This is a genomic window from Pseudomonas sp. DSP3-2-3 (assembly GCF_049898225.1).
In the GTDB taxonomy this organism is placed as follows: domain Bacteria; phylum Pseudomonadota; class Gammaproteobacteria; order Pseudomonadales; family Pseudomonadaceae; genus Aquipseudomonas.
Map to the genome: position 1 here is coordinate 268,762 of NZ_JAFCXH010000005.1, position 23,524 is coordinate 292,285.

A 23,524-nucleotide genomic window follows, 5' to 3' on the forward strand; every position below is an offset into this window, starting at 1 on the left:
CGCATCGCGCCGCCTGATCAGGCGGCGCTCTTATGAGGTCATGACGATATGCTGAAGTTTTTTGCTGCACTGCTGTTGGTGTGTTCGGGGCTGGTTCAGGCGCAGGACGCGCTCCAGACCGACTTGCCGCTGAGTTACCTGGCTCAGGCCAGCACTGACTCGCGGGACAAGCCGTTGGTCATCTTCATGCATGGCTACGGTAGCAACGAAAAAGACTTGTTCGGCATCAAGGACGTGCTGGCCGCCGATTACAACTACCTGTCGGTGCGTGCCCCGGTGCAGCTGCAACCCGGCAGCTATCAGTGGTTCACCAAAAAACCGCAGACCGAAGAATACGACGGTGTGACCGTGGATCTGAAAAACAGTGGCGAGCTGTTGAGCCGCTTCATCAAGGCCGCCACCGAGAAATACCACACGCAACCGGACAAGGTTTTCCTGGTGGGCTTCAGCCAGGGGGCTATGATGAGTTACGAAGTCGGGTTGCGGCATCCCGAGCAGGTTGGCGGTATCGCAGCGTTGAGTGGCCGGTTATTGCCGGTACTGCGCGCCGAATTGAAGGCCAAGGCCAAACCTGATGCGCAGCTCAAGAACCTGGCCGTGTTCATCGGTCACGGCGCTGCCGATTCGCGTGTGCCGTTCAGCGGCGCGAAAGACGCCGATGCCTATCTGAAAACCTTGGGGATAACGCCTGACTTCCATAGCTATTCCGGCGTCGGCCATACCATCAGCGAAGCAGAAGTTGATGATCTGCAAGCGTGGCTGAAGAAAAACGCTGGCTAATCCGTGTTGGAGACAGCTGAATCTGTGGGAGAGGACTTGTCCTCGAAGCTTTTTCAGGCGCCGCTGATGTGTTGCCCGAACCGGCCCCTTCCCGGATAAATCCGGTCCCACGAAGGATTGGGGGATTCGGTGGACCGTGCGACTTTCTGCGGCGCTACGGTTTTGCCGCAACCAGCAAATCCGGACTACCCAGCGGATGACTCTTCGCGTCGAAAAAGCTCAGTTGCGTCTGCATATCGCCTAACAGCTCAAGGTAGTGACGCTTCTGAAACTCAACGAAGGCAGCGCTGCGCGGCAGCACCGAAATCGCAATGCGTTGCGGTTTGGCCTGGCGGATTGCATCAAGGATGTGCGCGTCCTGTTTGCCCAGCGCGTGACCGAAGATGCACAGTGCGTCGGAGTGTTGCGCCAATTGTCCGTGGCAGAACGACAGGTAATCCGAAGTCCGGATCATCTTCATCTTTTCCGCGCGAGTCCCTTCGCAGACGAACAGCGGCACGTCGTCCAGCGCGTTGATGGCAAAGCTGCCCAGCAGGGTGCTTTCAGAGGAGAGCAGCTTGCGCACCGTGCCATCAAGGTTTTTCACCAGATGCATGCCGCCGTGCAGATAGAGCACGCGGGCGGCTTTGGCCTGCGCTGCATGCAGGTTGAACGTTGCCTCATCGTTGAACAGATCGTCGAAGTGCTCCGGCGCGTGCATCACCGCCCAATAGGCGAGCAGATCGTAGTTGCTTGAGTACACGCTGGAATATGGCCGCAACGCGCTATTCAGATGCGCGAGGGTCCTGGCCTCGATCAGTTTCCACGGAATGTGCACCGAGCGGATCGCGTGAATCAGCGCTTCCTTGATCGCAAAGTAGCGGTTGCGTGGCGAGGAAGAACTGATGGTCAGCGCCGCGTTGACGCGCATCGTCGACTTCAGCGCGGCCAGCACCGGCTCGAAATTGCTCGTTTCCATGGCGCTGAATACGGCCAGCTCGGTACGGCTCATCGGGTTGTTGCGAGTGGTCTGGGACAGGTCGAACAGCGAGTCATAGGCGAAATTCTTCCACACGGCCAGGCTCGCACCGTTACCCAGCAACAGGCCCCAGCTCGGGCTAGTGGGTTGCAGATCGTTCCAGTTCGCCAGTTCGGCATCAATATCGGTCAATTGCTTCATCTCGCTTCGGTGCCGGGTTCAATATCGCCATCGAGGGTTCGTTCGGTGGCAAAACCCAGCCATCTTATAGAAAAAGGATCTATGAGAATTGCTTGTCTTGGCCTTGACGGAGTTTTGTATCGAGACAATACTTCCGCTCAAATTCATATAGATGACTAGATCAATAACAATATGAACAGACTCTCCAGCGACGAACGTCTCCCGCTTTACCAACGCCTGCGCGACCGACTGGCCGAGCAGATCGCCAACAACCGCTGGCGTCCGGGCGAAGCGATTCCCACTGAAGCGGCGCTGTCCAGCGAGTATTGTCTGTCCACCGGCACGGTGCGCAAGGCCATCGACATGCTGGTCGCCGACAATATTCTCGAACGACAGCAGGGGCGGGGCACTTACATTCGTCGTCCGCAATTTCAGTCGTCGCTGTTTCGTTTTTTCCGCTTCCAGACCGCTGCCGGTGAGCGTCAGGTGCCTGAGAGCCGGATTCTGTCCATCGAACCGATGACTGCGCCTTCCGCCGTCAGCCAGGCCCTGGGCCTGATTCCCGATGCGCCGGTGATTCGCCTGGTGCGGCTGCGACTGCTGGATGCGCAACCTGTGCTGGCTGAAGAAATCTGGTTGCCGCGCGTGCTGTTCCAGGCGCTGCTGGATACCGATCTGCAGCTTCACGGTCCGTTGCTCTATCCGATCTACGAAACCTTGTGCGGCCAGGTCGTGGCCTACGCCGAAGAAACCCTGACCGCCGAGTCCGTCAGTGATGTGCATGCGCGACTGCTGCATATCCCGGAAAACAGCCCGGTGGTGGTGATTGAACGTCTGGCCCGCAATTACGCCGGTCAGCCTCTGGAATGGCGTCGCTCACGCGGCCACGCCAGCCATTTCCGCTACAGCGTCGAGATCCGCTGACAGCACGTATAACCATAAGGATAAAAACATGTTCAGTTGGTATCGCCAAGTCACTCCTCGTGAGCGCAAAACGTTTTGGGCCTGCTTCGGCGGCTGGTCGCTGGATGCTCTGGAAGTGCAAATGTTCGGCCTGGCGATTCCCGCGCTGATTGCCGCGTTTGCCCTGACCAAGGGTGATGCAGGCTTGATCAGTGGCGTGACTTTGGTCACATCGGCATTGGGTGGCTGGGTCGGTGGCACGTTGTCGGACCGTTACGGTCGGGTGCGCACCCTGCAATGGATGATCCTCTGGTTTTCGGTGTTCACCTTTCTTTCCGCGTTCGTCACCGGCTTCCATCAACTGCTGATCGTCAAGGCGCTGCAAGGCTTCGGCATCGGCGGCGAGTGGGCTGCGGGCGCGGTGCTGATGGCGGAAACCATTCAGTCGAAATATCGCGGCAAAGTCATGGGCACCGTACAGAGCGCATGGGCCGTGGGCTGGGGCCTGGCGGTCGGTGTCTTCACCCTGATCTATTCCTTTGTCCCGCAAGACATGGCCTGGCGTGTGATGTTCCTGGTCGGTCTGCTGCCGTCGTTGATGATCATCTGGGTGCGTCGTAACGTCGAAGAACCGGACAGTTTCCAACGCCTGCAAAAAGCCAAGACCAAACCGGCCAGCTTCTTCAAATCAATGGCCGGTATCTTTCGCCCGGAACTGATTCGCGTCACCTTGCTCGGCGGCCTGCTGGGCCTCGGTGCGCACGGTGGCTATCACGCGGTCATGACCTGGTTGCCGACCTTTCTCAAGACCGAACGCAATCTGTCGGTGCTGAACTCCGGCGGGTACCTGGCGGTGATTATCTTCGCCTTCTGGTGCGGGTGCGTGGCCAGCGGCTTTTTGATCGACCGCATCGGCCGCCGCATGAATATTCTGCTGTTCGCGCTGTGCTGCGTCGTCACCGTGCAGTGCTACGTATTCCTGCCGCTGACCAACACGCAGATGCTGTTCCTCGGCTTCCCGCTGGGCTTTTTCGCCGCCGGTATTCCAGCCAGCCTCGGCGCGTTTTTCAACGAGCTGTACCCAGCCGACGTGCGCGGCGCCGGGGTTGGTTTTTGCTACAACTTCGGTCGTGTCCTGTCCGCGGTATTCCCGTTCATGGTCGGGCACATGAGTGAGTCCATGTCCCTGGGTTCGGCGATTGGCATCGATGCCGGGATCGCCTACGGCGTTGCCGTCCTCGCCGCGCTTTGCCTGCCGGAAACCCGTGGTCGCAGTCTGGAAGCGACACCTGCCGACACGGACAGCAAAGGTACTCAAGCCCCGCAGCAAGCCTGACGCTTCGCCCCTGGCGCGATGTATCGAACATCGCGCCTTCCTTCTAAAGATGAGTTCCATGCCTGATTCCCCTACCTCGCCAATCCTCGGTATCGATGGTCACGCCCATGTGTTCAACCGCGAGCTGACGCTCACTTCGGGCCGCCGCTACACACCCGATTACGATGCCACGCTGGATGCCTACCTGACGCAATTGCGCATTCACGGCTTGAGCCATGGCGTATTGGTGCAGCCGAGCTTTTTGGGCACCGATAACCGATACCTGCTCGCAGCGCTGCAACAAGCCCCTGAGCAACTGCGCGGTGTCGCCGTGGTGGATATCGATATCAGCCGTGAGCAACTGGAGCAGATGGCCGGGCAGGGAATCGTCGGCATCCGCCTGAACCTGATGGGCAAGGCGCTGCCGGACTTTACCGAGCCGCAGTGGCAGCGTCTTATCGGCCATGTCGTCGATTTGGGCTGGCACGTGGAGCTGCATCGTGGCGTCGTCGATTTACCGCAGGTGATTCGCGGCCTGTTGCCTTTCGGCTGCAAGATTGTGATTGATCACTTCGGCCGTCCGGACGCGCTGTCGGGCGTCGAACACCCGGCGTTCCAGGCGTTGCTGGAGACCGGTTCGACTGGGCAGGTGTGGGTGAAAGTCTCGGCCATCTACCGCCTCGGCGGTAGCAACCAGCAGAACATGGCTTTCGCCCAGGCGGCCTTGCCGTTGCTGGCCAGGCATTTCGGCCTCGATCGGTTGGTCTGGGGCAGCGACTGGCCGCATACCCAGCATGAGCAGGACGTCAGTTTTGATACCGTCGTTCAGCAACTACAGGAATCAGGCTGCGCCGACAGCGTGCGTCGGGCGTTGTTGGTCGAAGCGCCACAGGCGTTGTTTGGTTTTTCGGTGGTTGAGGTTTAACAGAAATAGGACATCGCCAACTTGGCCCCATTGGAGATTCTATGTCTGGGGGCAACCGCCAGGCGCCGCAGAAGTATCGTCTGAACCGACGCCTTCCCGGCTAAAGCCGGTCCCACTGTGGGACCGGCTTTAGCCGGGAAGACGGCATTCCAGTAGACGCAAATGCATCGGCTGTACGTCCAGATCCGTTGGAGATTCTATGTTCGCGGGCAAGCCTCGCTCCAGCGGAGTCGAGCAACCGCCATGAAACTCAAACCAACGCCTTAACCTGCCGACACTCCAGACTCAAACTCGCGCCGCCCAACGAGCTGGTGCCGATGTGCAGGGTGAAGCCGTGCAGGTTGACGATGGCCGCGACGATGGACAAACCCAGGCCGAAGCCGCTTTGCTGATTGCCGTTTTCACTGCGATAGAAACGCCGGAATACTGCTTTGCGTTCCGCTTCAGGAATGCCGGGACCTGAGTCTTCCACAGTAATGCAGGTGCTGCCGCCTTCGGCCTGTGCGCCGAGAATCACGCTGCCGCCCGGTGGCGTGAACTTGATCGAGTTGCTCAGCAGATTGGCCAGCGCTTCGAACAGCAAAGCGTGGTCGCCGAGCAATGGCGGCAGGTCGTCGTCCACTTGTAAATGCAGGCTGACGCCGCCTTCTTCGGCCAGTGGCAAGTAGAAATCATGCACTTCCTGCAGCAGCGCCTTAGGCTCCAGTTCGACGAAGGCCGAGCGGCGTTGATGATCTTCCAGCTCGGAAATGCGCAGCAAGCCACGAAAGCGCGCCATCAGCGTGTCGGCTTCCGCAATCACCTGATCCATTTGCGTGGCGACCAGGGAGTCTTCCGGCGATTGCTGCTGAATCCGGTACAGCTGCGCCCGTAAACGGGTCAACGGCGTGCGCAGGTCGTGGGCAATGTTGTCGCAGACGCCCTTGACCTCGTTCATCAGTTTTTCGATACGGTCGAGCATGGCGTTGACGATCACAGCCAGCATGTCCAGTTCGTCGCGACGGCTTGAAACCGGCAGGCGGCGGGTCATGTCCCCGGCGACGATGGCCTCGGCGCTGGCCTGAATGCCGCGTATGCGCCGCAACGGCCGGCGCCGCAGCAAATGCCAGCCGGCAATGCCGGGAATAATCGTCAGCGACAAACCCCAGAGCAGGGCATGTAATATCAACGTGGTGACCGCGAACAGCGAGCCGTTATCCCGGACCAACACCAGCCATTGGCCGTCCAGGGTTCGGCTGGCGACCGCATCGCAGCTGTCGCGCGGCATGTCGGGGTCGTCGGAGTCGACGCAGTTGTTGAGTTCGTGAATCGTGCCATCAAGCGGCAGATTGGCCGGGATGGTGCGGATCGGCCCGGCCAACGGTTGCAGGCGTGCATCGAACAGGCCGTAGGCGTCCACGGCGCGCATGTCGAAGGTCATGCTGGTGGCCAGCGCCTCGACCAGCTGCTCGCCCTGGAAGCGGGCAAACAATTGTTGGCGTTGCATGAGGGAGTGGCGGGCGAGGTTGTCGAGATAGCTGGTGACTTCCCAGTACACCACGCCGATCAGGGTGCAGCTCCAGGCCACGAAGAGAAAACTGTACAGCGCCAGCAAACGGCTGCTGGATGAGCGCCAGCCGTTAGACGGGTTCAGCAATGACATAGCCCGAGCCTCGTACGGTTCGAATCAGCGGGGTCATGCCGGGTGGATCAAGTTTCTTGCGCAAGCGACCGATATGCACGTCGATCAGGTTGGTGCCCGGATCGAAGTGATAACCCCAGACTTCTTCGAAGATCATCATCCGGGTGATGATCTGCCCGCTGTTGCGCATCATGAATTCCAGCAGCTTGTATTCGGTGGGCAGCAACGTCAGCGGCTGTTTGCCGCGACTGGCTTCGCGCTTGATCAGGTTCAGCTCCAGATCGGCCACCCGTAGCAGGGTTTCCGAGGCCGCCACCGGATTACGTCGGCGCAGCAGGACCTCGACGCGCGCGGCCATTTCGTCGGAAGCAAAGGGTTTGGCCAGGTAATCATCGCCACCGGCACGCAGGCCGCGCACCCGTTCGTCCACATCGGAAAGGGCGCTGATCATCAGGATCGGTGTGTAGATCCCCTGAGCGCGCAAGGTGGTGACAATCGCCAGGCCGTCGACTTCCGGCAGCATACGATCCAGGGTAATCAGGTCATAATCGCCGCTGACCGCCCGCGCCAGGCCTTCGCGGCCGTTGTCGACCCAATCTACGTCGAGTCCATGGCTGCTCAATTCGGCGACAATTTCCTGCGCCGTGACGGCGTCGTCTTCGATGGTCAGAATCCGGGTCATGTTGCCTGCCTGAAAGGGTTACGGCCAAAGCCGTATTCTGCCTGCAATCCCGTGCCCGGTTTCTGAAAAGATTTTCATGTGCCGGGCCTGTTCCTGGCTTGAGCGTTAACCGGCTGCCTTGTCTTGCTCGTCCTGCTGCTGCCTGGCGAGAACCCTGGCTTTGCGGTCGCGTTCCATTTTCGCCGTGGTGTCGTTCTCGCTGCGGATCTGCGCATGGCTGATCAGGGCGAAGATAAAGCTGCCGCCGATGATGTTGCCCGCCAGGGTCGGCCCGGCAAACACCAGCCAGAAGTCATGCCAGGACAGCTCGCCGGCAAACACCAGATACCCGGCTTCAGCGGAACCCACCACGATGTGGGTGAAGTCGCCCAGGGCCATCAGGTAAGTGATGAGGATGATGATCCAGATCTTCGCCGTCTCCATGGAGGCAATCATCCACACCATGGTCGCGATCATCCAGCCGGACACGATGCCTTTGGAAAACATGTGGGTGACGTCGTTTTCCATGACCTTGCGGCCGATTTCCAGAAAGGCTTCGTCGGTCTTGGTATCGAAAATCGGCAAATGCAGCATCACGTAGGCAACCAGCAGCGTGCCGCACAGGTTGCCCACCAGCACCACGCCCCACAAGCGCAGCAAACGGCCGAAATTGGCCAGCGTCGGCTTGCTCATCACCGGCAGAACAGCGGTGATGGTGTTTTCAGTGAACAGTTGCTGACGGGCCAGAATGACCGCGAGGAACCCGGCTGAATAACCCAGGCTGGCAATCACATGACTGGCCTCGACATCGGCCAGGCGCGATTTGAACAAACCCATGGCCATCAATGACAGGCCCATGGTCAGGCCCGCAGCCAGTGCCGACCACCAGAGTGCGGCAACGCTGCGTTCCAGTTCGTGATCGCCCTGGATACGGATGGTCTCGTGGAGTACCGCCGCGCGGGGTGGCTGGTTTTTATCGACTTCACGCTCTTCTTCAGCGGACAGACCCGGGGTCTTGCCTTCTGTGTGCTCTTGCATACGACTTCCTTGATGCTAATGGGGCTAGACGCGGGTAGGGCGCAGACAGATGAGTGCTGCGCCGGGCTGCTGGTTAAGACACAATTCACTGCCCATCGTTCTGTACTGAACGAGGCCGAATTCACAAAAAGGAGAACTGTTTTGCCCCTCGAAATCCGCGAAGCGACCAGAGCCGATGCCAAGGTCATTCTGGGCTTTATCACTGAACTGGCGATTTACGAAAAAGCCGAGCACGAAGTGCTGACCAGCGTGGCAGAAATCGAGCGCAGCCTGTTCGATGAACCCTCTCCGGCGAAGGCGCTGATCTGCCTGCTGGACGATGAACCCATCGGTTTCGCTGTGTATTTCCTCAGTTATTCCACCTGGCTGGGCCGCAAGGGTCTGTATCTGGAGGATCTGTTCGTTTCCGACCGGCATCGCGGCGTCGGAGCAGGCAAGGCGCTACTGCGACAGCTGGCCAGAATTGCCTACGACAGCGGCTGCGGGCGTTTCGAGTGGAGCGTGCTGGACTGGAATCAGCCTGCCATCGACTTCTATAAGTCCATCGGCGCGCAGCCGCAGGATGAGTGGGTGCGCTATCGCCTTGAAGGCGAGACGTTGAAGCGTTTTGCGTTGGGTTGAGTTGCAAGGTGGGACCGGCTTTTAGCCGGGAAAATGCCTTCCCGGCTAAAGCCGGTCCCACGGCGTAACGCGGCGATTGACACGGCTATCCGAGCAACGCGCTGCTATCAATCCGCGTCACACCTGCCGCAATCATGTCCTGCCAGGCTTTATCGAGAGAGTTATTCATATCGATGGCGCGGCAGGCGTCTTCAATCACCACCGTGCTAAAGCCTGCCGCCCTGGCGTCCAGCGCCGACCAGGCTACGCAGAAATCCAGGGCCAGGCCGACCACGAAGACCGTCTGCACGCCGCGTTCCTTCAAGTAACTTGCCAGCCCCGTCGGTGTGCGGCGGTCGGCTTCGAGGAAGGCTGAATAGCTGTCGATATGCGGGTTGCAGCCCTTACGCAGGATCAGTTGCGCGTGAGGCAGATCGAGATCGGCGTGTAACAGCGCGCCATGATTGCCCTGCACGCAATGGTCCGGCCACAGGGTTTGCGGGCCGTAGGGCAGGGTGGTGGTTTCGAAGGGCACGCGGCCGGGGTGGCTGGACGCGAATGAAATGTGCCCGGACGGGTGCCAGTCCTGAGTGATGACCACGCCGCGAAATTGCTCGCCCAGGCGATTGATCAGCGGCACCAGCGCATCGCCATCGGCGACCGCCAGTGCGCCGCCGGGCATGAAGTCATATTGCATGTCGATGACCAGCAGGACGCTGTCGAGGTCGAATCGAGGCTGGGTCATGGTGAAGCTCCTTGGTAATCGTCACAATTTGTGGGAGCGAGGCTTGCCCGCGAAGAGGTCGGGACATTCACAGTATCTTCCTGAACTGGAAAATCGCCTTCGCGGACAAGCCCTGCTCCAACAGGGTCTGAGGTATCAGGCAAACACCCGAATCGGCTCCCCGCCATCCCAGGCCTGGATATCCTCGATCATCTGGCTGAAGAAGGTGCGGTAATTATTTTCGGTCACGTAACCGATGTGCGGGGTGGCGAGCACATTGTCCAGGGTGCGAAACGGGTGCTCGGCGGGTAGCGGTTCGATGGCGAACACATCCAGCGCGGCACCGGCGATGCGCCGTTGTTGCAGGGTTTCAATCAATGCAGCCTCGTCGACGATCGGCCCGCGCGCCGTGTTGATCAGGTAGGCGCAGGGCTTCATCCAGCTCAAGGCCTGGGCATCCACCAGCCCGCGACTGCGATCACTGAGGACCAGATGCACCGAGAGCACGTCGGACTGCTCAAACAATTGCTGCTTGCTGACATAGGTGACACCGGATTCGGCAGCCGCCTCGGCGGTGAGGTTTTCGCTCCAGGCAATCACGTTCATGCCGAACGCCTGGCCGTAGCGGGCGATCCACTTGCCGATGCTGCCCAGGCCGAGGATGCCCAGCGTCTTGCCATGCAGGTCGCTGCCCAGGCCCATTTGCCATTGGCCGCTGCGCAGGGCGTTGGCTTCATCCACCAGATTACGGGTAATGCCCATGATCAACGCCCAGGTCAGTTCCGGCGCGGCATGTTTGTAGCTGTCGGTGCCGCAGACCTGGATGCCGAGTTTGCCAGCCGCCTTCACGTCAATCGCAGCGTTGCGCATGCCGCCGGTGACCAGCAATTTCAGGTGCGGCAGCTGGCTGAGCAGGGCTTCATCGAAGGTGCTGCGTTCGCGCATCACGCAAATGACATCGAACGCCTGCAGGCGCGCAGCCATGCTGTCCGTGTCGGCTGGAAACTCATGGAGGAAGGTGACTTCGCCAATGCTGTTCAATACCGACCAGTCCACGACGTCGCTGGCCACGGACTGCCAGTCGTCGAGCACCGCAATTCTCACAGGAGAACGTTGAGTCATTTGGAGATTGCCTCGCTAAAGCAAAGGAAAGGTTTTTAGGGTTGTGCGCTTACCTTACCGCCGACCGCCGGCGCGGGAAACAAGATGTTGCGCCGAGCGACTCTTTAGCCCGGTAGCGGCTCAGCCAAACAGTCCGGCAGCAATATTGATGGAAAAACCGAGAATCGCCGTATTGAAGACGAAGCCGATCAGGCATTGAGACAACACAGTCTTGCGCAGCCCATGGGTCGCCACGCCGACGTCGGAAGTCTGCACCGCGACGCTGAGGGTGAAGGAGAAGTAAAGGAAGTCCCAATAATCCGGATGCAATTCGCCGTCGGCGAAACGCAACGCCGGTTCCTTGCCTTTCCAGGTGTAAAACAGTCGTGCGTAATGCAGGCTGAAAATAACCCCGGTGACCAGCCACGAACCGACAATGGTCAAGCCGGTGAATGCGTAGTGCATGGCGCGAGCGTCAGCTGTCATTTCCTTGCTGCCGGCCAGCTCCAGGGTGATTGCCGCGAGGCTGGCCAGGGCGGCAATGCATACGGTGAACAGCACCTGGCTGGCGTTTTCGTCTTCGATCAGGGAAATGCGTTCGACGTCTTCGGCATTGGTGCGAAAGGTGCGCAGCATGATCAGCCCCAGATAAATCCACACCCCGACGTTCCAGGCGATCAGGCATTTGGTGGTCAGGGAAATGTCCGGCGTAAGGATCGCCGCCGCGATACCGCTGATCAGGCCCAGGCCTGCGGCGATGCTCAAACGAGGGTGGGTGTGAGCGATATGGGACATGGCAGGGCATCGAGACGAGAGGTTCGCGAACCTTATCACGGCCCGGATGCGGGTAGAAAAAACGGCGCGCAAGGGGGTTGCGCGCCGCGTGCCAGCTTGGCAAATCCTGATAAATGGGCGCGCGCCGGTATCGCGCGGCAAACATCCGGTTCCTACGCAATAGTGTGTGACTCGATCAGGCTCTCAACGCACCAGACACGGCTGCTTGTTGTTGAATTTCCAGTCCGGAATCAAAAACTGCATGGCGACGCTGTCATCTCGTGCGCCCAGGCCCATGCCTTTATAGAGTTCGTGGGCCTTGTGCACCTGATCCATGTCCAGCTCGACGCCCAGGCCGGGTTTCTTCGGCACCTGCACGCAGCCGCCAACGATCTGCAGCGGCGCTTTGGTCAGGCGCTGGCCGTCCTGCCAGATCCAGTGGGTGTCGATGGCGGTGATATTGCCCGGTGCCGCTGCCGCCACGTGGGTGAACATCGCCAGGGAAATATCGAAGTGATTGTTGGAATGCGAGCCCCAGGTCAGGCCCCATTCGTTGCACATCTGCGCAACACGGACCGAACCCTGCATGGTCCAGAAGTGCGGGTCGGCCAGCGGAATATCCACCGATTGCAACTGAATCGCGTGACCCATTTCCCGCCAGTCGGTGGCGATCATGTTGGTCGCGGTCTTCAGACCCGTGGCCCGGCGGAATTCAGCCATGACTTCACGACCCGAATAGCCGTTCTCCGCGCCGCAGGGGTCTTCGGCATACGCCAGGACATGATGCTGATCCCGACACAGGCGAATCGCTTCTTTCAGCGACCATGCGCCATTGGGGTCCAGGGTGATGCGCGCCTCGGGGAAGCGTTCGGCCAGCGCGGTAACCGCCTGGATTTCGTCGTCGCCGCTGAGCACGCCGCCCTTGAGTTTGAAGTCCTGGAAGCCATAGCGCTGCTGGGCGGCTTCGGCCAGGCGCACTACGGCATCGGCGGTCAGGGTTTTTTCATGACGCAGACGGAACCAGTCATTATCGGCGTCCGGCTCGCCACGGTAGGCCAGATCCGTCTGGTTGCGGTCGCCGACGTAGAACAGATAACCGAGCATTTTCACTTCGTCGCGCTGCTGACCTTCGCCCAGCAAGGCGGCGACTGGCACGTCCAGATATTGCCCGAGCAAGTCGAGCAGGGCGGCTTCGATGCCGGTAACCGCGTGAATGGTCACGCGCAGGTCGAAGGTCTGCTGGCCACGGCCGCCGGCATCGCGCTCGGCGAAGGCCTGGCGCACGTTATTGAGGATCTTCTGATAGTTGCCGATGGCGCTGCCGACCACCAACTGCCGAGCGTCTTCCAGGGTCTGGCGAATGCGTTCGCCGCCGGGTATTTCGCCGACCCCGGTGTGCCCGGCGTTGTCCTTGAGGATAACGATGTTGCGGGTGAAAAACGGCCCGTGAGCACCGCTCAGGTTGAGCAACATGTCATCGTGACCGGCCACCGGAACCACTTGCATGCTGGTGATGACAGGCGCTTTGTGTACGGTCTGATTGTTCAACGTATTCATGTTTGAGTCCTTAATAGTCGTGGCGCACGATCAAGAGTGGGCGGCCGGTGCTGGCGTGGTCACAGTTGCGGCGTTGGCAACCTTGGGCGTATTGCGGGCGGCGAAGACGATAATGGCGGCGATGATCGACGTCGCCGTCAAGCCGTAGAGCCCGCCTTGAATCGAACCGGTGTGTTGTTCCAGCAGGCCAAAGGTGGTCGGTGCAACGAAGCCACCCAGGTTACCCACCGAGTTGATCAACGCAATGACGCCAGCGGCGATGCGTGCATCCAGATAAGCCTGGGGGATCGGCCAGAACAACGACGATGCCGACTTGAAGCCCAGCGCTGCAAAGCAGATCGCAACAAAAGCGAAGATCGGGCTGCCAGTGGTGGACATGAACATCCCGGCGGCGGCAATCAGCAGCGCTACGGCGACCCACGCCTGCTGTTTCTTCCATTTCGCCGACAAAGACGCGAAGGCGTACATACCGATGATCGACAGCAACCAGGGAATGGAGTTGAACAAGCCGACTTGAATGTCGCTCAGGTCGCCCATTTTTTTGATAATGCTTGGCAGCCAGAAGGTCGCGGCATAAATAGTCAGCTGAATGAAGAAGTAGATCAGGCAAAACAGGATGATCTGCCGATCCTTGAGCAGTTTGCCCAATGACGCCTTGATCGGATTGGCGGCTTCCCGAGCCCGTTGTTCGTCGTCGATGGCGTTGACCAGTGCGTCCTGTTCCTCACGGGTAAGCCATTTGGCATCGTGAGGTTTGGAGTCCAGCCAGAACCAGACGAATGCACACAAACCTACCGAAAACATCCCTTCAATGAAGTACATCCATTGCCAGCCGTGCATGCCGAAGCCGTTGATTTGCAGCAAAAGGCCGGACAGTGGGCCGGAAATCAGCGAAGCGATGGCCGAACCGCTCAAAAAGATGGCGATGGCCTTGCCGCGCTCAACGCCGGGCAGCCAACGGGTGAAGTAATAGATCACGCCAGGGAAGAAGCCGGCTTCAGCAACGCCGAGCAGGAAACGCAGGATATAGAAGTGGGTTTCGTTCTGGATGAACGCCATGCAGGCGGCGACGATGCCCCAGGTGAGCATGATGCGCGTCAGCCAGATACGGGCGCCGACTTTTTGCAGGAGGATATTGGAAGGGACTTCGAACAGCGCGTAACCGATGAAGAACAGTCCGGCACCAAACCCGTAGGCGGCGGCACCGATGCCCAGATCGTGCTCCATGTGCGAACGCACAAAGCCGATGTTCACCCGGTCGATGTAATTGACGATAAACATGATGACGAACAGAGGCAGAACATGACGCTTTACTTTCGAAACCGCCGAAAGCAAAGCCGAATCCGCGCCGTCACTCACCCTGGTAGTGGATGTGTTCACAGGTGTATCTCCCACTCGTTATTTTTATGCGGGTTTTGGGCAAGCCATGTTGCTTGCGTTGATAGACATCATACAAGTAACGACTTGTGACGCAAGGGGGCGTCGATTCGTTTTGTCAGATATTTTTCGCAAGGAAGGTGGGTGTCGGTGCCGACAAAGCTTACGGATTGCCGTTTGTCCCTATATCCATTGGCTTTAAAGGTGGTTTGCGCGTTGCCTGGCGACTCGGAAGAAAAATTATCAAGCCGATTTTTTGGCATTTGTGCTGCTGATTGATGTTCTCAGCTTGTCATACAAGATAGACAACTCAGTTCGCTTGGCTAGCTCGTCAGACAAGTGCGCAGTAGTATGTCCTTCAAACCCATTCCGCGATCTCCGTGTCCAGGACACCTCTTTCCATGCAAGAGCCTATCCGGCCGATTCCCAAGCGTCGGCAACACAATCTTGCCACCGACCTGGTCACTGATCTGAGCCAGCGCATCCTTCTTGGCAAGATTCCGCCCGGCCACAAACTGCCTTCGGAAAGCGAAATCGTCCGCGAGCACGGGGTCAGCCGCACCGTGGTGCGCGAAGCGATATCGAAATTGCAGGCTTCGGGGCTGGTGGAAACCCATCACGGGGTCGGCACGTTTGTCCTGGAGCGCAGCGATCACACCGGGTTGCGGCTGAAAGTCGAAACCGCGGCGAGCGTGCGCGACATCATCGAACTGCGGATCGGCCTGGAAACCCAGGCGGTTGCCTTGGCAGCGTTGCGCCGCACGGACGAGCAACTGGTCGCCATGCGCCAGGCGCTGGATGATTATCAGGATCTTCTGGCCAAGGAAGACAGCTGTGTGGAGGCGGACAAGCGCTTTCATATGCTGATTGCCGAAGCGACCGGCAACCCGTACTTCGCCGAGATCATGCAGCACCTGGGCAGCGCGATCATTCCCCGCAGCCGCATTGCCTCAAGCGAACGCGCGGGCGCTAATCTTGCCCATCATGGCTATCTGGCCAACCTTGAACATGAAGCGCTGCTGAGCGCCATCCGCCGTCAGGACCCGGACGCGGCTCGTGCAGCGATGTGGACCCATCTGAGCAACAGCCGCGAAAGGCTCGCGCCGCTGGAGTGAGCCGAGCGCAGTGGGACTGGACTCATCCGGGAAGGCGCCGGTGAAGCTGCCGATTACTCAGCGCTACAACCGGCCTCTTCGGGAATGAATTCTCTTCTGCAGGTCTCTGCAACCAAGCGCGTTATTTTGCCCGGGGCTCGGCCGCCCCCAACACCTGCAACATCACCTCTGACTGCCACTCGAAATACGGATTGAGCGTCAGTCGCGCATGCACTTTGCCCGCTTCGGGATAGCCCAATCCGAATACCAGACCTGATCCCCATTCAGGCATAACTGCATATTGCCAGCACTTTGCCACGTCAATCGCGCCCGCATCCAGAATCAGGCAGACTCAACGCTCAAATAAAAACCAGCGGCACCTGCTATGCACCTCATCTTTAGTTCTTCGCCTGGAGCTCGCCATGTTTGCCCTTGATCATTCGCTGGCGCAGGACATCGTCGACCGGGCCATGGCCATTCTGCCGTGCAACGTCAACGTCATGGATTATCTGGGCATCATCATCGGCAGCGGCGACGTTGAGCGTTTGTACACCCGGCATGAAGGTGCGCAACTGGTGCTGGCCAACCATCGCGTCGTTGAAATCGACGCCAGCACAGCGCAGCAACTGGACGGCGTAAAGCCGGGCGTGAACCTGCCGTTGATGCTGGATCAGAAACTGGTGGGCGTGCTCGGTATCACCGGCGAACCCGAGCAGGTCAGGGTCTATGCCGAATTGGTGAAAATGACCGCTGAGATGCTCATGGAGCATCGCCGTCAGCAGGCCGATCAGCAGTGGCGGCAGCAGCGCAGCGAGGATTTGCTGTCACGTTTGATACTCGCCGAATGTCCGGAATATCTCGTGGACGAGGCGCAGCAACTGGGCCTGCAACCCGCGTTGCCGCGTCAGGCGGTATTGATCGAACTGGCCGGGCCCGACACCGATGCCGCCAAAGTCGTGGCCTGGCTCAATGGCCGTTATGCCAACAGCTGGTGCCTGGTCCGCGAGCCGCTGCTGATCCATTGGTGTCGGGCCATGGGCAAGGACCGCGATGACGCGTTGTTGCTGGAGCAATTCGACGAGCAGGGCTGGCAGGTGCTGCGCATGGCGACGGTCGAGCAGTCGGCGGACCTGCCGACCTTGCGCCATGCGGTGGCCGCTGCCCGGGATTTGCTGGATTACGCCCGCGAGGTTCAGCCGCAGCAACGTTTGTTGCGGCTGTCGGCGTATCGCCTGCCGGTGTTGTTCTGGCGTTATCGGCATGACTGGCTGGCGGCGCAGGTTGCCCAGCCGATTGCGCAATTGCACAGTCATCCGCAACTGCTGGAAACCCTGCGCAGCTGGTTCGACTACAGCGGCGAAAGCCAGGCCTGCGCCGATGTGCTGGGCATCCACCGCAACAGCCTGCGCTATCGCCTGGAAAAAATCGCCGAGTTGAGCGGCTGCGATCCTTATCGCACCGATGATCTGCTGCGCCTGTATCTGGGTCTGCACATGACGCCACGCGCTGCGCTTTGTTCAAATGACCAATAGGCTGCCGCTTGCGTCGTGCGCAGGGCGCGGGGCATATCCCGCCCGGGATGAGAACATCGCGACACTGGGTTTACGGAGAACAACAACATGAAAATCGTCATCGCCCCCGATTCCTTCAAGGACAGCCTGAGTGCCCAGGGTGTCGCCGATGCCATCGCCACCGGGCTGGCCGAAGTGTGGCCCAGCGCCGAGCTGATCAAATGCCCGATGGCCGATGGCGGCGAGGGCACGATCGAGGCGGTCCTTGCCGCATGTAATGGTGAGCTGATGAGCGCCGAAGTCAGCGGCCCGTTGGGTCAGCCTGTGGTTGCCCATTGGGGCTGGTTGGCGGCGAGCCAGACCGCAATCATCGAAATGGCCATGGCCAGCGGCCTGCAATTGTTGACTCTCGACCAACGCGACGCGTGCATCACCAGCACCTGCGGCACTGGCGAGTTGATCCTGGCGGCGGTGGAGGCCGGAGCGGTGCGGGTGATTCTGGCGATTGGCGGCAGCGCCACCAATGACGCAGGCAGCGGCATGCTTGCCGCGCTGGGCGCACGGTTTTTCGATGCCGACGGCAAGCCGGTTGCGCCTGGCGGGCTGGCACTGGCACAGGTCGCGCATATTGATGTGCAGCAACTGGATGCGCGTTTGCGCGACGTTCAGTTTGAAGTGGCGGCCGATGTTGACAATCCACTGTGCGGGCTCAACGGCGCCTCGCACATTTTCGGTCCGCAGAAAGGCGCGTCGCCAGCGCAGGTTCTGCAACTGGACGACGCCCTCGGGCACTTCGCCGATCTTTCGGCCGGGGTTCTCGGCCACGATCTGCGTGACCAACCGGGCTGCGGCGCAGCGGGGGGCATGGGCTTTGCGGCCAAGGCCTACTTGAACGCGTCGTTCCGGCCGGGTGTCGAGGTGGTCGCTGATCTCACCGGGCTTGCGCAGGCTTTGCAAGGTGCGGATCTGGCGATTACCGGTGAAGGCCGTTTCGATGCCCAGACCTTACGCGGCAAGACGCCGTTTGGCGTGGCGCGCGTTGCCGGGCGGGCTGGCGTGCCGGTCATTGTCCTGGCCGGCACCCTCGGCGAGGGTTACGCCAACTTGTACGAGCACGGCATCAGCGCGGCATTTGCCTTGGCCAGCGGGCCGATGACGCTGGAGCAAGCCTGTCGCGACGCCCCGACCCTGTTGCACGACCGGGCACGGGATCTGGCGCGCCTCTGGCAACTGGCGGCGCGCTGATCGATGCAGATCAATTGTCACCCAGGCAGCCGGTGCCATTGACCTCGTAACGCAGGGTATGGGTATTGCCCATGTGGTCGACGTAAGTCATCTCCACCGGTTTAACCCCGCAGAAATTCAGCTCCGGTGTAGACACGACCTTGGCGATGTCCAGTTTTGTGCCGTAGGTGTAATCCTGGACATTGGCTTGCGTTTTGAGGCCAGCGTTGGCGCCTGTAGCAACACAGCCCAAGGCCAGCAAAGTGAAGGCAATCAGTGTGGTTTTCATGATGAGCGTCTCGTTCAGGTGAGTTCAACTTCTTGAGCCTGTACGACGAAGCTCATCGAGCTTTATTCCCCCACCTGAAAAGAACCGGATAAAAAAACGTCACGCCGATTGCAGATGTAACAGCGCAATGGGCTTGCGCATCAATGCACCCACCACCGCTGCGCCAAGCAAGGCCAACAGCCCGGCCACCCAGAGCAAAGTCGCGAAGCCTTGCACAAAGGCCTGTTGCGCCAGAGGTTGCACAATCAGCCGTGCGCTTTCGGTAAGCGGTGCCATGGCCGCGCCCATGTCACCGGCCACCACCCGCGAGGCGATGCTGCCGACATGATTCAGCCAGTCAGGCGCCTGTGCCTGCATGGCCGCCTCCAAGGTTTGCTCGGTGTGGCTCGCCAATAACGCGCCGTACACGCCGATGGCCAGCATGATCGCGCTGAAACGCATGGTGGTGCTCATGCCCGAGGCCATGCCGGCGCGGTCGCGAGGCACGCACGCCATGATGTTTTTCTGGGTATCACCGTTCAATAACCCGGCGCCGGCACCGGTCACCGCCATGGCGCAGGCAAAACCGGCGTAACCGCCGCCGGACACCGCCCAGGCGCTGAGCAAGTTGCCGCAACCAACCAGCGTCAAACCCAGCGCCATTAGCGTTGCCGGTGAATAGTGTTGCGCCAGCCGGGCGCCGATCTTCGGGCAAACCAGCATGGTCATGGCGAAAGGCAGCATGCCCAGCCCGGAAGCAATGGCGCTGAAGCCCAGCCCGTTTTGCAGATAGAACGGCAGCAGGGTCATCATCACCTGAGCACATCCGGCGTAAGCGAACATGCCCAGTAATGCGCCGATAAAACGCGGGGATTTGAACAACTGCAAATCCACCATTGGCTTGTGCTGTATCCGCTCGACCAATACAAACAATGCAAGCAGGCCGAAGCCGCCGAACAGGCGCAGGAACGTGGCAGGGCTGTTCCAGCCGATACGATTGGCTTCGATCAATCCCCAGATCAGACACAACAAGGCCGCGCTGAACGTCAGGCTGCCCCAGGGATCAAGACGCGCAGATTGTTCGTTGCGCGACTCTTCGATGTTGCGGCGCACCATCGCTATCAGCAGCAGGCCAACTGGCAGATTCAGGTAGAAAATCCAGCGCCAGCCCAGCAGTTCGGCAATCAGCCCGCCCACGGTGGGCGCGGCCGTCATCGCCACGCCCATGCAGGCGCCCCAGAACGCCCAGGCTTTGGCGCGTTCGGTTTCGTCATGAAAGGCATGGCCGATGGTGGCAAGGGCCGAGGTCAACAGCAGCGCTGCGCCGACGCCTTTTAGGGCGCGGGCAATATCGAGGAACAGGATATTCGGCGCGGCGCCACAGCCCAGTGACGCCAGGATGAACAGCACCAGCCCGCAGAGCAGCATTTTCTTGCGCCCGAAACGGTCGGCGACGCTGCCGGACGGCAGCAGCAGCGCGGCAAAAGCCAGCATGTAGGCGCTGACCACCCACTCGATGTCGGCAAAGTTGGCGCCCAGGTCCCGGGCGATGCTGGGCAGGGTCACCGCGACGATATTGGTGTCGAGCACGATCAGCGAGCAGACGCCGGAGGCGGTCAGGAGAGTCATGCGTGGGCTGGGTTTATCGAGGTTCATGGCGGGCCTGTAATTACCGTTGTGATTGAGGAACCTGCAATGACTGCAGCGCGGCGAGGGCGATTTCATCATCGTGGGCAGGTGTGTCAGCACTGACGCCGATGGCGCCCACTACCTGGCCTTCAACGCGGATCGGCTGGCCGCCCTTCATCATCAGCAGCCCGGCAGTGATCGCTGCGGTGCGCCCGCCGTTGATGCTTTTCTCCAGATCATCTGATGGGCGCTTGAACAAGGCTGATGTTCGTGCCTTGCCCTGGGCCAGTTCGATGCCTGCCACGACCGGAGCTCTGTCCATGCGCGCGGTCAGAATTGGCCATCCGCCATCGTCAACGACCGCAACCGCACAGGGCCATCCATGATGGCTGGCGTATGCCTGCGCCGCCTGCACCAACTGGCTGGCGGCTTTCAGGCCCAACGTTGCTTTTTGAGTAATGCTAGATGCAGGCTCGGCCGCATTGGCTATTTGTAAAGCCAATGCACTGCAAAGCATGACAAGAACTGATTTGACGCGCATCGCTGATCTTCCTAAGGTGAGTGAGTGGCCAGCTTATCCCGGCATCGCCTTGGTGTTATTACCTGCGTCGCGTCACTTGATTACCTGTGAGCTAATTGAATTATGGAAATCCGTCATTTCCGCTACTTCCTGGCCGTCGCCCGACACAAGAGTTTCGTTCGCGCTGCCGAACAGTTGGGTATCGCGCCGCCGACCTTGACCCGGCAGATCCAGGACCTGGAAAGCGAACTCGGCACGCGCCTGTTGCAGCGCTCGCAACGGGACGTGAGCCTTACCGAAGCCGGGCGTGCCTTGCAGATCGAAGCCGAGGCGACGCTGCGCCAATTCGAGTCCGCGCAGCTCAGTGCGCAGCGGGCCGGGCGGGGTGAAACCGGGTATATCCAGCTAGGCTACGTCGCCTCTGCGGTGTTCTCGGGCGTTCTGCAAAATCAGGTCAGCGAGTTTCGGCAACGCTATGCGGATGTGGGCTTCACCATTACCGAACAGCTGATGCCGACCTTGCCGCGCCTGATCGAGGAAGGGCGGCTGGATATTGGCTACGTGCGCTCGCCGATGCCGCTGGGGGAGTCGCTGAGCAGACTGGATTTACTCGAAGAAGCATTCGTTCTGGCGCTGCCCGCCGGGTCCTGGCTCTGCAATCTGAAACAGATCGAAGCAGCGCACCTGCAGAACGAAACCTTTATTCTGCCCGAACAGATATCCGGCACTTTCGACGTTGCCGCCCAAGGCGGGTTCGCCCCGAAACTGGGTCCGCAACCCGGCGGGCTGGTGTCTGTGGTTGCCCTGGTTTCCCTGGGACAAGGCGTCGCCATGGTGCCGCAATCGATGGTCGAGCGCATCCAGTTGCCCAACGTGCTGTACCGTCCACTTCACGACTGCCAACCGCGCTCCTGCCTGTCACTGATCTACCGACGCTACGAAAAGGCCGCGGCTGTGGCGTGTTTTATTGAGCATGTGAAGCGGCCAGCAGGGTCTGTTCAGCCCTCGGGCGTGATTCTACCGGGCAGATGAGCGACGATAGCGTCGGCTTGCGAGCAAATTGATTCTGGAAACGAATGCATGAAGAACTACCAACCTCCTGTGACATTGACCCCTCGAATGCTCTCCCTGGTGGCTGACATCAGCGAAAAGTTGGGGCGGCTGTCAGCCTTGGGTGAAGTCGGTCAGGCGCCGATGTTACGACGTGGTAATCGGATACGTACGATTCAGGCGTCCCTTGCGATCGAAAACAACACCTTGAGTGTTGAGCAAGTCACTGCGGTTCTGGATGGTCAGCGGGTATTGGGCTTGCCGAGGGAAATTCAGGAAGTGCGCAATGCATTCGCCGCCTATGAGGCGATGGCCGAATGGCGGCCGGGCAGCCGTGTCGATTTATTGGCTGCTCATAAACTGCTTATGCAGGGATTGATCGACGATCCCGGTTGTTTTAGGCAAGGAGGAGTAGGCATCTATCGCGGCAATCAACTGTTGCACATGGCTCCGCCTGCCAGTCGGGTCAGGACGTTGATGGATGATTTGCTCGGTTGGGTAGCAACTGTGCAAGTTCATCCGTTGATCGCCAGTTGCATTTTTCACTACGAATTTGAATTCATTCATCCCTTTGCCGATGGTAATGGCCGGATGGGGCGACTATGGCAGACGGTCATTCTCAGCCAGTGGCGACCGATGCTGGCTTATCTTCCTGTCGAGACGGTTATCCGCGAGCAGCAGGAGGCTAACTACGCAGCGCTGGCTGCCGCGGATCAATTGGCTGAGGCCACGCCGTTTGTAGAGTTCATGTTGAACGCATTACAGCAGGCGCTTGAAGAAGCCGCGTCGAGTATCAAAAGTGTTGAGTTGACCGCACAAGCTACCGCACAAGTGACCGAACAAGTGACCGAACAAGTCCGGCGACTTCTTGAAGCTTTGCGCAGCGGTCAGGCACTTGGTGCTGCCGAGCTGATTGAGCATCTAGGGCTCACGCATCGCCAATCGTTTCGCAACAGTTACCTTAACCCTGCACTGGTTGCCGGGCTCATCCAGATGACCAAACCTGCATCGCCGCGCAGTCCCGCGCAGGCCTACTATTTGACCGACAAGGCGCGCCTCCTGTTATCCGGCAAGCCTCCCGCGGCCACGCTGAACCCGGCAAACAAAGGAGCTCAACAATGATCGATCATCTGGACCACCTGGTACTGACCGCCGTCGATGGCGAAGCCACCAAGGATTTCTACACTCGCGTGCTGGGCATGCAGCTGGAAACCTTCGGCGCCGGGCGCATGGCGTTTCGGTTCGGCAATCAGAAAATCAATCTGCACATTCGCGGCCATGAATTCGAGCCCAAGGCGCATGTGCCGGTACCCGGTGCGCTGGACCTGTGCTTCATCGCGGCGATTCCGCTGGAGCAGGTCATCGAGCGCTTGAACGCGGCGCAGTGGCCAATCATCGAAGGCCCGATCCTGCGCACCGGCGCCACTGGGCCGATTCGCTCGGTGTATGTGCGTGATCCGGATTTGAATCTGATCGAGATTTCAGAACTGGTTTGAATTGGCCAGAATGGGGGCCTTCAGACCCCGTTGGAGCGAGGCTTGCCCGCGAAGAACGATAACGCGGTGGCTCTGACTCACCGAGGCGCCTGATTCGCAGGCAAGCCTCGCTCTCATCAAACAACACATATCCATCTGGCCTGACGAGGATCCGTGGGACCGGATTTATCCGGGAAAGCGGCATTGCTGACGAGGAAAATGCAGTGGATGTACCGACC

23 protein-coding genes and 1 pseudogene are annotated in these 23,524 nt (G+C 59.8%); 11 read left to right on the plus strand and 13 right to left on the minus strand.

All coding sequences use genetic code 11. The annotated features are described in order from the left end of the window. Positions 1-48 precede the first annotated feature (48 nt). On the plus strand, positions 49-780 hold the full coding sequence (locus ACP7E4_RS08595) for an alpha/beta hydrolase (RefSeq protein ID WP_426118096.1): 732 nt from the start codon (positions 49-51) through the stop codon (positions 778-780). 154 nt (positions 781-934) lie between these two features. Here the strand turns inward: ACP7E4_RS08595 and ACP7E4_RS08600 are convergent, their stop codons facing one another. After that, positions 935-1,939, minus strand: coding sequence for a DUF4917 family protein (locus ACP7E4_RS08600; protein ID WP_426118095.1), 1,005 nt, complete (start codon positions 1,937-1,939; stop codon positions 935-937). A gap of 171 nt (positions 1,940-2,110) precedes the next feature. Between ACP7E4_RS08600 and ACP7E4_RS08605 the strand changes: the two genes are divergently transcribed. Genes ACP7E4_RS08605 through ACP7E4_RS08615 form a run of 3 tightly spaced genes read left to right on the plus strand, consistent with a single transcriptional unit; the run spans position 2,111 to position 5,061 of the window. Continuing rightward, positions 2,111-2,842, plus strand: a complete 732-nt coding sequence (locus ACP7E4_RS08605) for a GntR family transcriptional regulator (protein WP_426118094.1) — start codon at positions 2,111-2,113, stop codon at positions 2,840-2,842. Positions 2,843-2,870: 28 nt separating this feature from the next. Continuing rightward, positions 2,871-4,157: an MFS transporter gene (locus ACP7E4_RS08610; protein ID WP_426118093.1), complete on the plus strand. Its 1,287-nt coding sequence runs from the start codon at positions 2,871-2,873 to the stop codon at positions 4,155-4,157. Between the two features lie 58 nt (positions 4,158-4,215). Then, positions 4,216-5,061 (plus strand): amidohydrolase family protein, encoded by an 846-nt coding sequence (locus tag ACP7E4_RS08615; protein ID WP_426118092.1) that lies wholly within the window; start codon positions 4,216-4,218, stop codon positions 5,059-5,061. Between the two features lie 250 nt (positions 5,062-5,311). Here the strand turns inward: ACP7E4_RS08615 and ACP7E4_RS08620 are convergent, their stop codons facing one another. The 3 genes from ACP7E4_RS08620 to ACP7E4_RS08630 all read right to left on the minus strand — a co-directional run bounded on the left by ACP7E4_RS08620 (position 5,312) and on the right by ACP7E4_RS08630 (position 8,381). After that, on the minus strand, positions 5,312-6,703 hold the full coding sequence (locus tag ACP7E4_RS08620; RefSeq protein ID WP_426118091.1) for a sensor histidine kinase: 1,392 nt from the start codon (positions 6,701-6,703) through the stop codon (positions 5,312-5,314). Continuing rightward, positions 6,681-7,364, minus strand: a complete 684-nt coding sequence (locus tag ACP7E4_RS08625) for a response regulator transcription factor (RefSeq protein WP_331151820.1) — start codon at positions 7,362-7,364, stop codon at positions 6,681-6,683. The genes ACP7E4_RS08620 and ACP7E4_RS08625 overlap by 23 nt, the downstream gene beginning before the upstream one ends. Positions 7,365-7,469: 105 nt before the next feature. Further along, positions 7,470-8,381 (minus strand): formate/nitrite transporter family protein, encoded by a 912-nt coding sequence (locus tag ACP7E4_RS08630; protein WP_426118090.1) that lies wholly within the window; start codon positions 8,379-8,381, stop codon positions 7,470-7,472. Between the two features lie 141 nt (positions 8,382-8,522). Here ACP7E4_RS08630 and ACP7E4_RS08635 point away from each other — a divergent pair, with 141 nt between their 5' ends. Further along, on the plus strand, positions 8,523-9,002 hold the full coding sequence (locus ACP7E4_RS08635) for a GNAT family N-acetyltransferase (RefSeq protein ID WP_426118089.1): 480 nt from the start codon (positions 8,523-8,525) through the stop codon (positions 9,000-9,002). Positions 9,003-9,087: 85 nt separating this feature from the next. Here the strand turns inward: ACP7E4_RS08635 and pncA are convergent, their stop codons facing one another. The 5 genes from pncA to ACP7E4_RS08660 all read right to left on the minus strand — a co-directional run bounded on the left by pncA (position 9,088) and on the right by ACP7E4_RS08660 (position 14,517). After that, on the minus strand, positions 9,088-9,726 hold the full coding sequence (pncA, locus tag ACP7E4_RS08640) for a bifunctional nicotinamidase/pyrazinamidase (protein WP_426118088.1): 639 nt from the start codon (positions 9,724-9,726) through the stop codon (positions 9,088-9,090). Between the two features lie 135 nt (positions 9,727-9,861). Beyond that, positions 9,862-10,827, minus strand: a complete 966-nt coding sequence (locus tag ACP7E4_RS08645) for a D-2-hydroxyacid dehydrogenase family protein (protein ID WP_426118087.1) — start codon at positions 10,825-10,827, stop codon at positions 9,862-9,864. Positions 10,828-10,947: 120 nt separating this feature from the next. Beyond that, positions 10,948-11,601: a DUF1345 domain-containing protein gene (locus ACP7E4_RS08650; protein WP_426118086.1), complete on the minus strand. Its 654-nt coding sequence runs from the start codon at positions 11,599-11,601 to the stop codon at positions 10,948-10,950. Between the two features lie 183 nt (positions 11,602-11,784). Then, positions 11,785-13,137, minus strand: coding sequence for a glucarate dehydratase (gudD, locus tag ACP7E4_RS08655; RefSeq protein WP_426118085.1), 1,353 nt, complete (start codon positions 13,135-13,137; stop codon positions 11,785-11,787). 30 nt (positions 13,138-13,167) lie between these two features. Beyond that, positions 13,168-14,517 carry an MFS transporter gene (locus ACP7E4_RS08660; protein ID WP_426118084.1) on the minus strand — a complete coding sequence of 450 codons (1,350 nt, stop codon included), beginning with the start codon at positions 14,515-14,517 and terminating at the stop codon, positions 13,168-13,170. A 398-nt stretch (positions 14,518-14,915) separates the two neighbouring features. Between ACP7E4_RS08660 and ACP7E4_RS08665 the strand changes: the two genes are divergently transcribed. Beyond that, entirely contained in the window at positions 14,916-15,629 is a 714-nt protein-coding gene (locus tag ACP7E4_RS08665; protein ID WP_426118083.1) for a FadR/GntR family transcriptional regulator, read from the plus strand. A gap of 121 nt (positions 15,630-15,750) precedes the next feature. On the opposite strand, the pseudogene ACP7E4_RS08670 reads toward ACP7E4_RS08665, so the two are convergent. Continuing rightward, positions 15,751-15,935 (minus strand): annotated as a pseudogene (locus tag ACP7E4_RS08670) (alpha/beta hydrolase); the annotation flags it as partial. Positions 15,936-16,030: 95 nt separating this feature from the next. Here ACP7E4_RS08670 and ACP7E4_RS08675 point away from each other — a divergent pair. Both ACP7E4_RS08675 and ACP7E4_RS08680 read left to right on the plus strand, forming a co-directional pair. Then, complete coding sequence (locus ACP7E4_RS08675) at positions 16,031-17,140, plus strand: sugar diacid recognition domain-containing protein (RefSeq protein ID WP_426118082.1); 1,110 nt, start codon at positions 16,031-16,033, stop codon at positions 17,138-17,140. Between the two features lie 87 nt (positions 17,141-17,227). Next, complete coding sequence (locus ACP7E4_RS08680) at positions 17,228-18,364, plus strand: glycerate kinase (protein ID WP_426118081.1); 1,137 nt, start codon at positions 17,228-17,230, stop codon at positions 18,362-18,364. A 10-nt stretch (positions 18,365-18,374) separates the two neighbouring features. Here ACP7E4_RS08680 and ACP7E4_RS08685 read toward each other — a convergent pair whose 3' ends face one another. From ACP7E4_RS08685 to ACP7E4_RS08695, 3 genes are all read right to left on the minus strand, one after another. Next, a complete protein-coding gene (locus ACP7E4_RS08685; protein ID WP_426118080.1) occupies positions 18,375-18,632 on the minus strand; it encodes a DUF2790 domain-containing protein in 258 nt (85 codons plus the stop codon). 99 nt (positions 18,633-18,731) lie between these two features. Beyond that, on the minus strand, positions 18,732-20,267 hold the full coding sequence (locus tag ACP7E4_RS08690) for an MFS transporter (RefSeq protein ID WP_426118079.1): 1,536 nt from the start codon (positions 20,265-20,267) through the stop codon (positions 18,732-18,734). Between the two features lie 13 nt (positions 20,268-20,280). Then, positions 20,281-20,781: a GlcG/HbpS family heme-binding protein gene (locus ACP7E4_RS08695; RefSeq protein ID WP_426118078.1), complete on the minus strand. Its 501-nt coding sequence runs from the start codon at positions 20,779-20,781 to the stop codon at positions 20,281-20,283. Between the two features lie 102 nt (positions 20,782-20,883). On the opposite strand from ACP7E4_RS08695, the gene ACP7E4_RS08700 reads away from it, so the two are divergent. From ACP7E4_RS08700 to ACP7E4_RS08710, 3 genes are read left to right on the plus strand one after another with little or no spacing between them, the layout of a single operon-like run. Continuing rightward, positions 20,884-21,792: a LysR family transcriptional regulator gene (locus ACP7E4_RS08700; RefSeq protein WP_426118077.1), complete on the plus strand. Its 909-nt coding sequence runs from the start codon at positions 20,884-20,886 to the stop codon at positions 21,790-21,792. A gap of 48 nt (positions 21,793-21,840) precedes the next feature. Further along, positions 21,841-22,932, plus strand: coding sequence for a Fic family protein (locus ACP7E4_RS08705; protein ID WP_426118076.1), 1,092 nt, complete (start codon positions 21,841-21,843; stop codon positions 22,930-22,932). Continuing rightward, positions 22,929-23,306, plus strand: coding sequence for a VOC family protein (locus tag ACP7E4_RS08710; RefSeq protein ID WP_426118075.1), 378 nt, complete (start codon positions 22,929-22,931; stop codon positions 23,304-23,306). Before ACP7E4_RS08705 ends, ACP7E4_RS08710 begins: the two co-directional genes overlap by 4 nt. Positions 23,307-23,524: the final 218 nt, after the last annotated feature.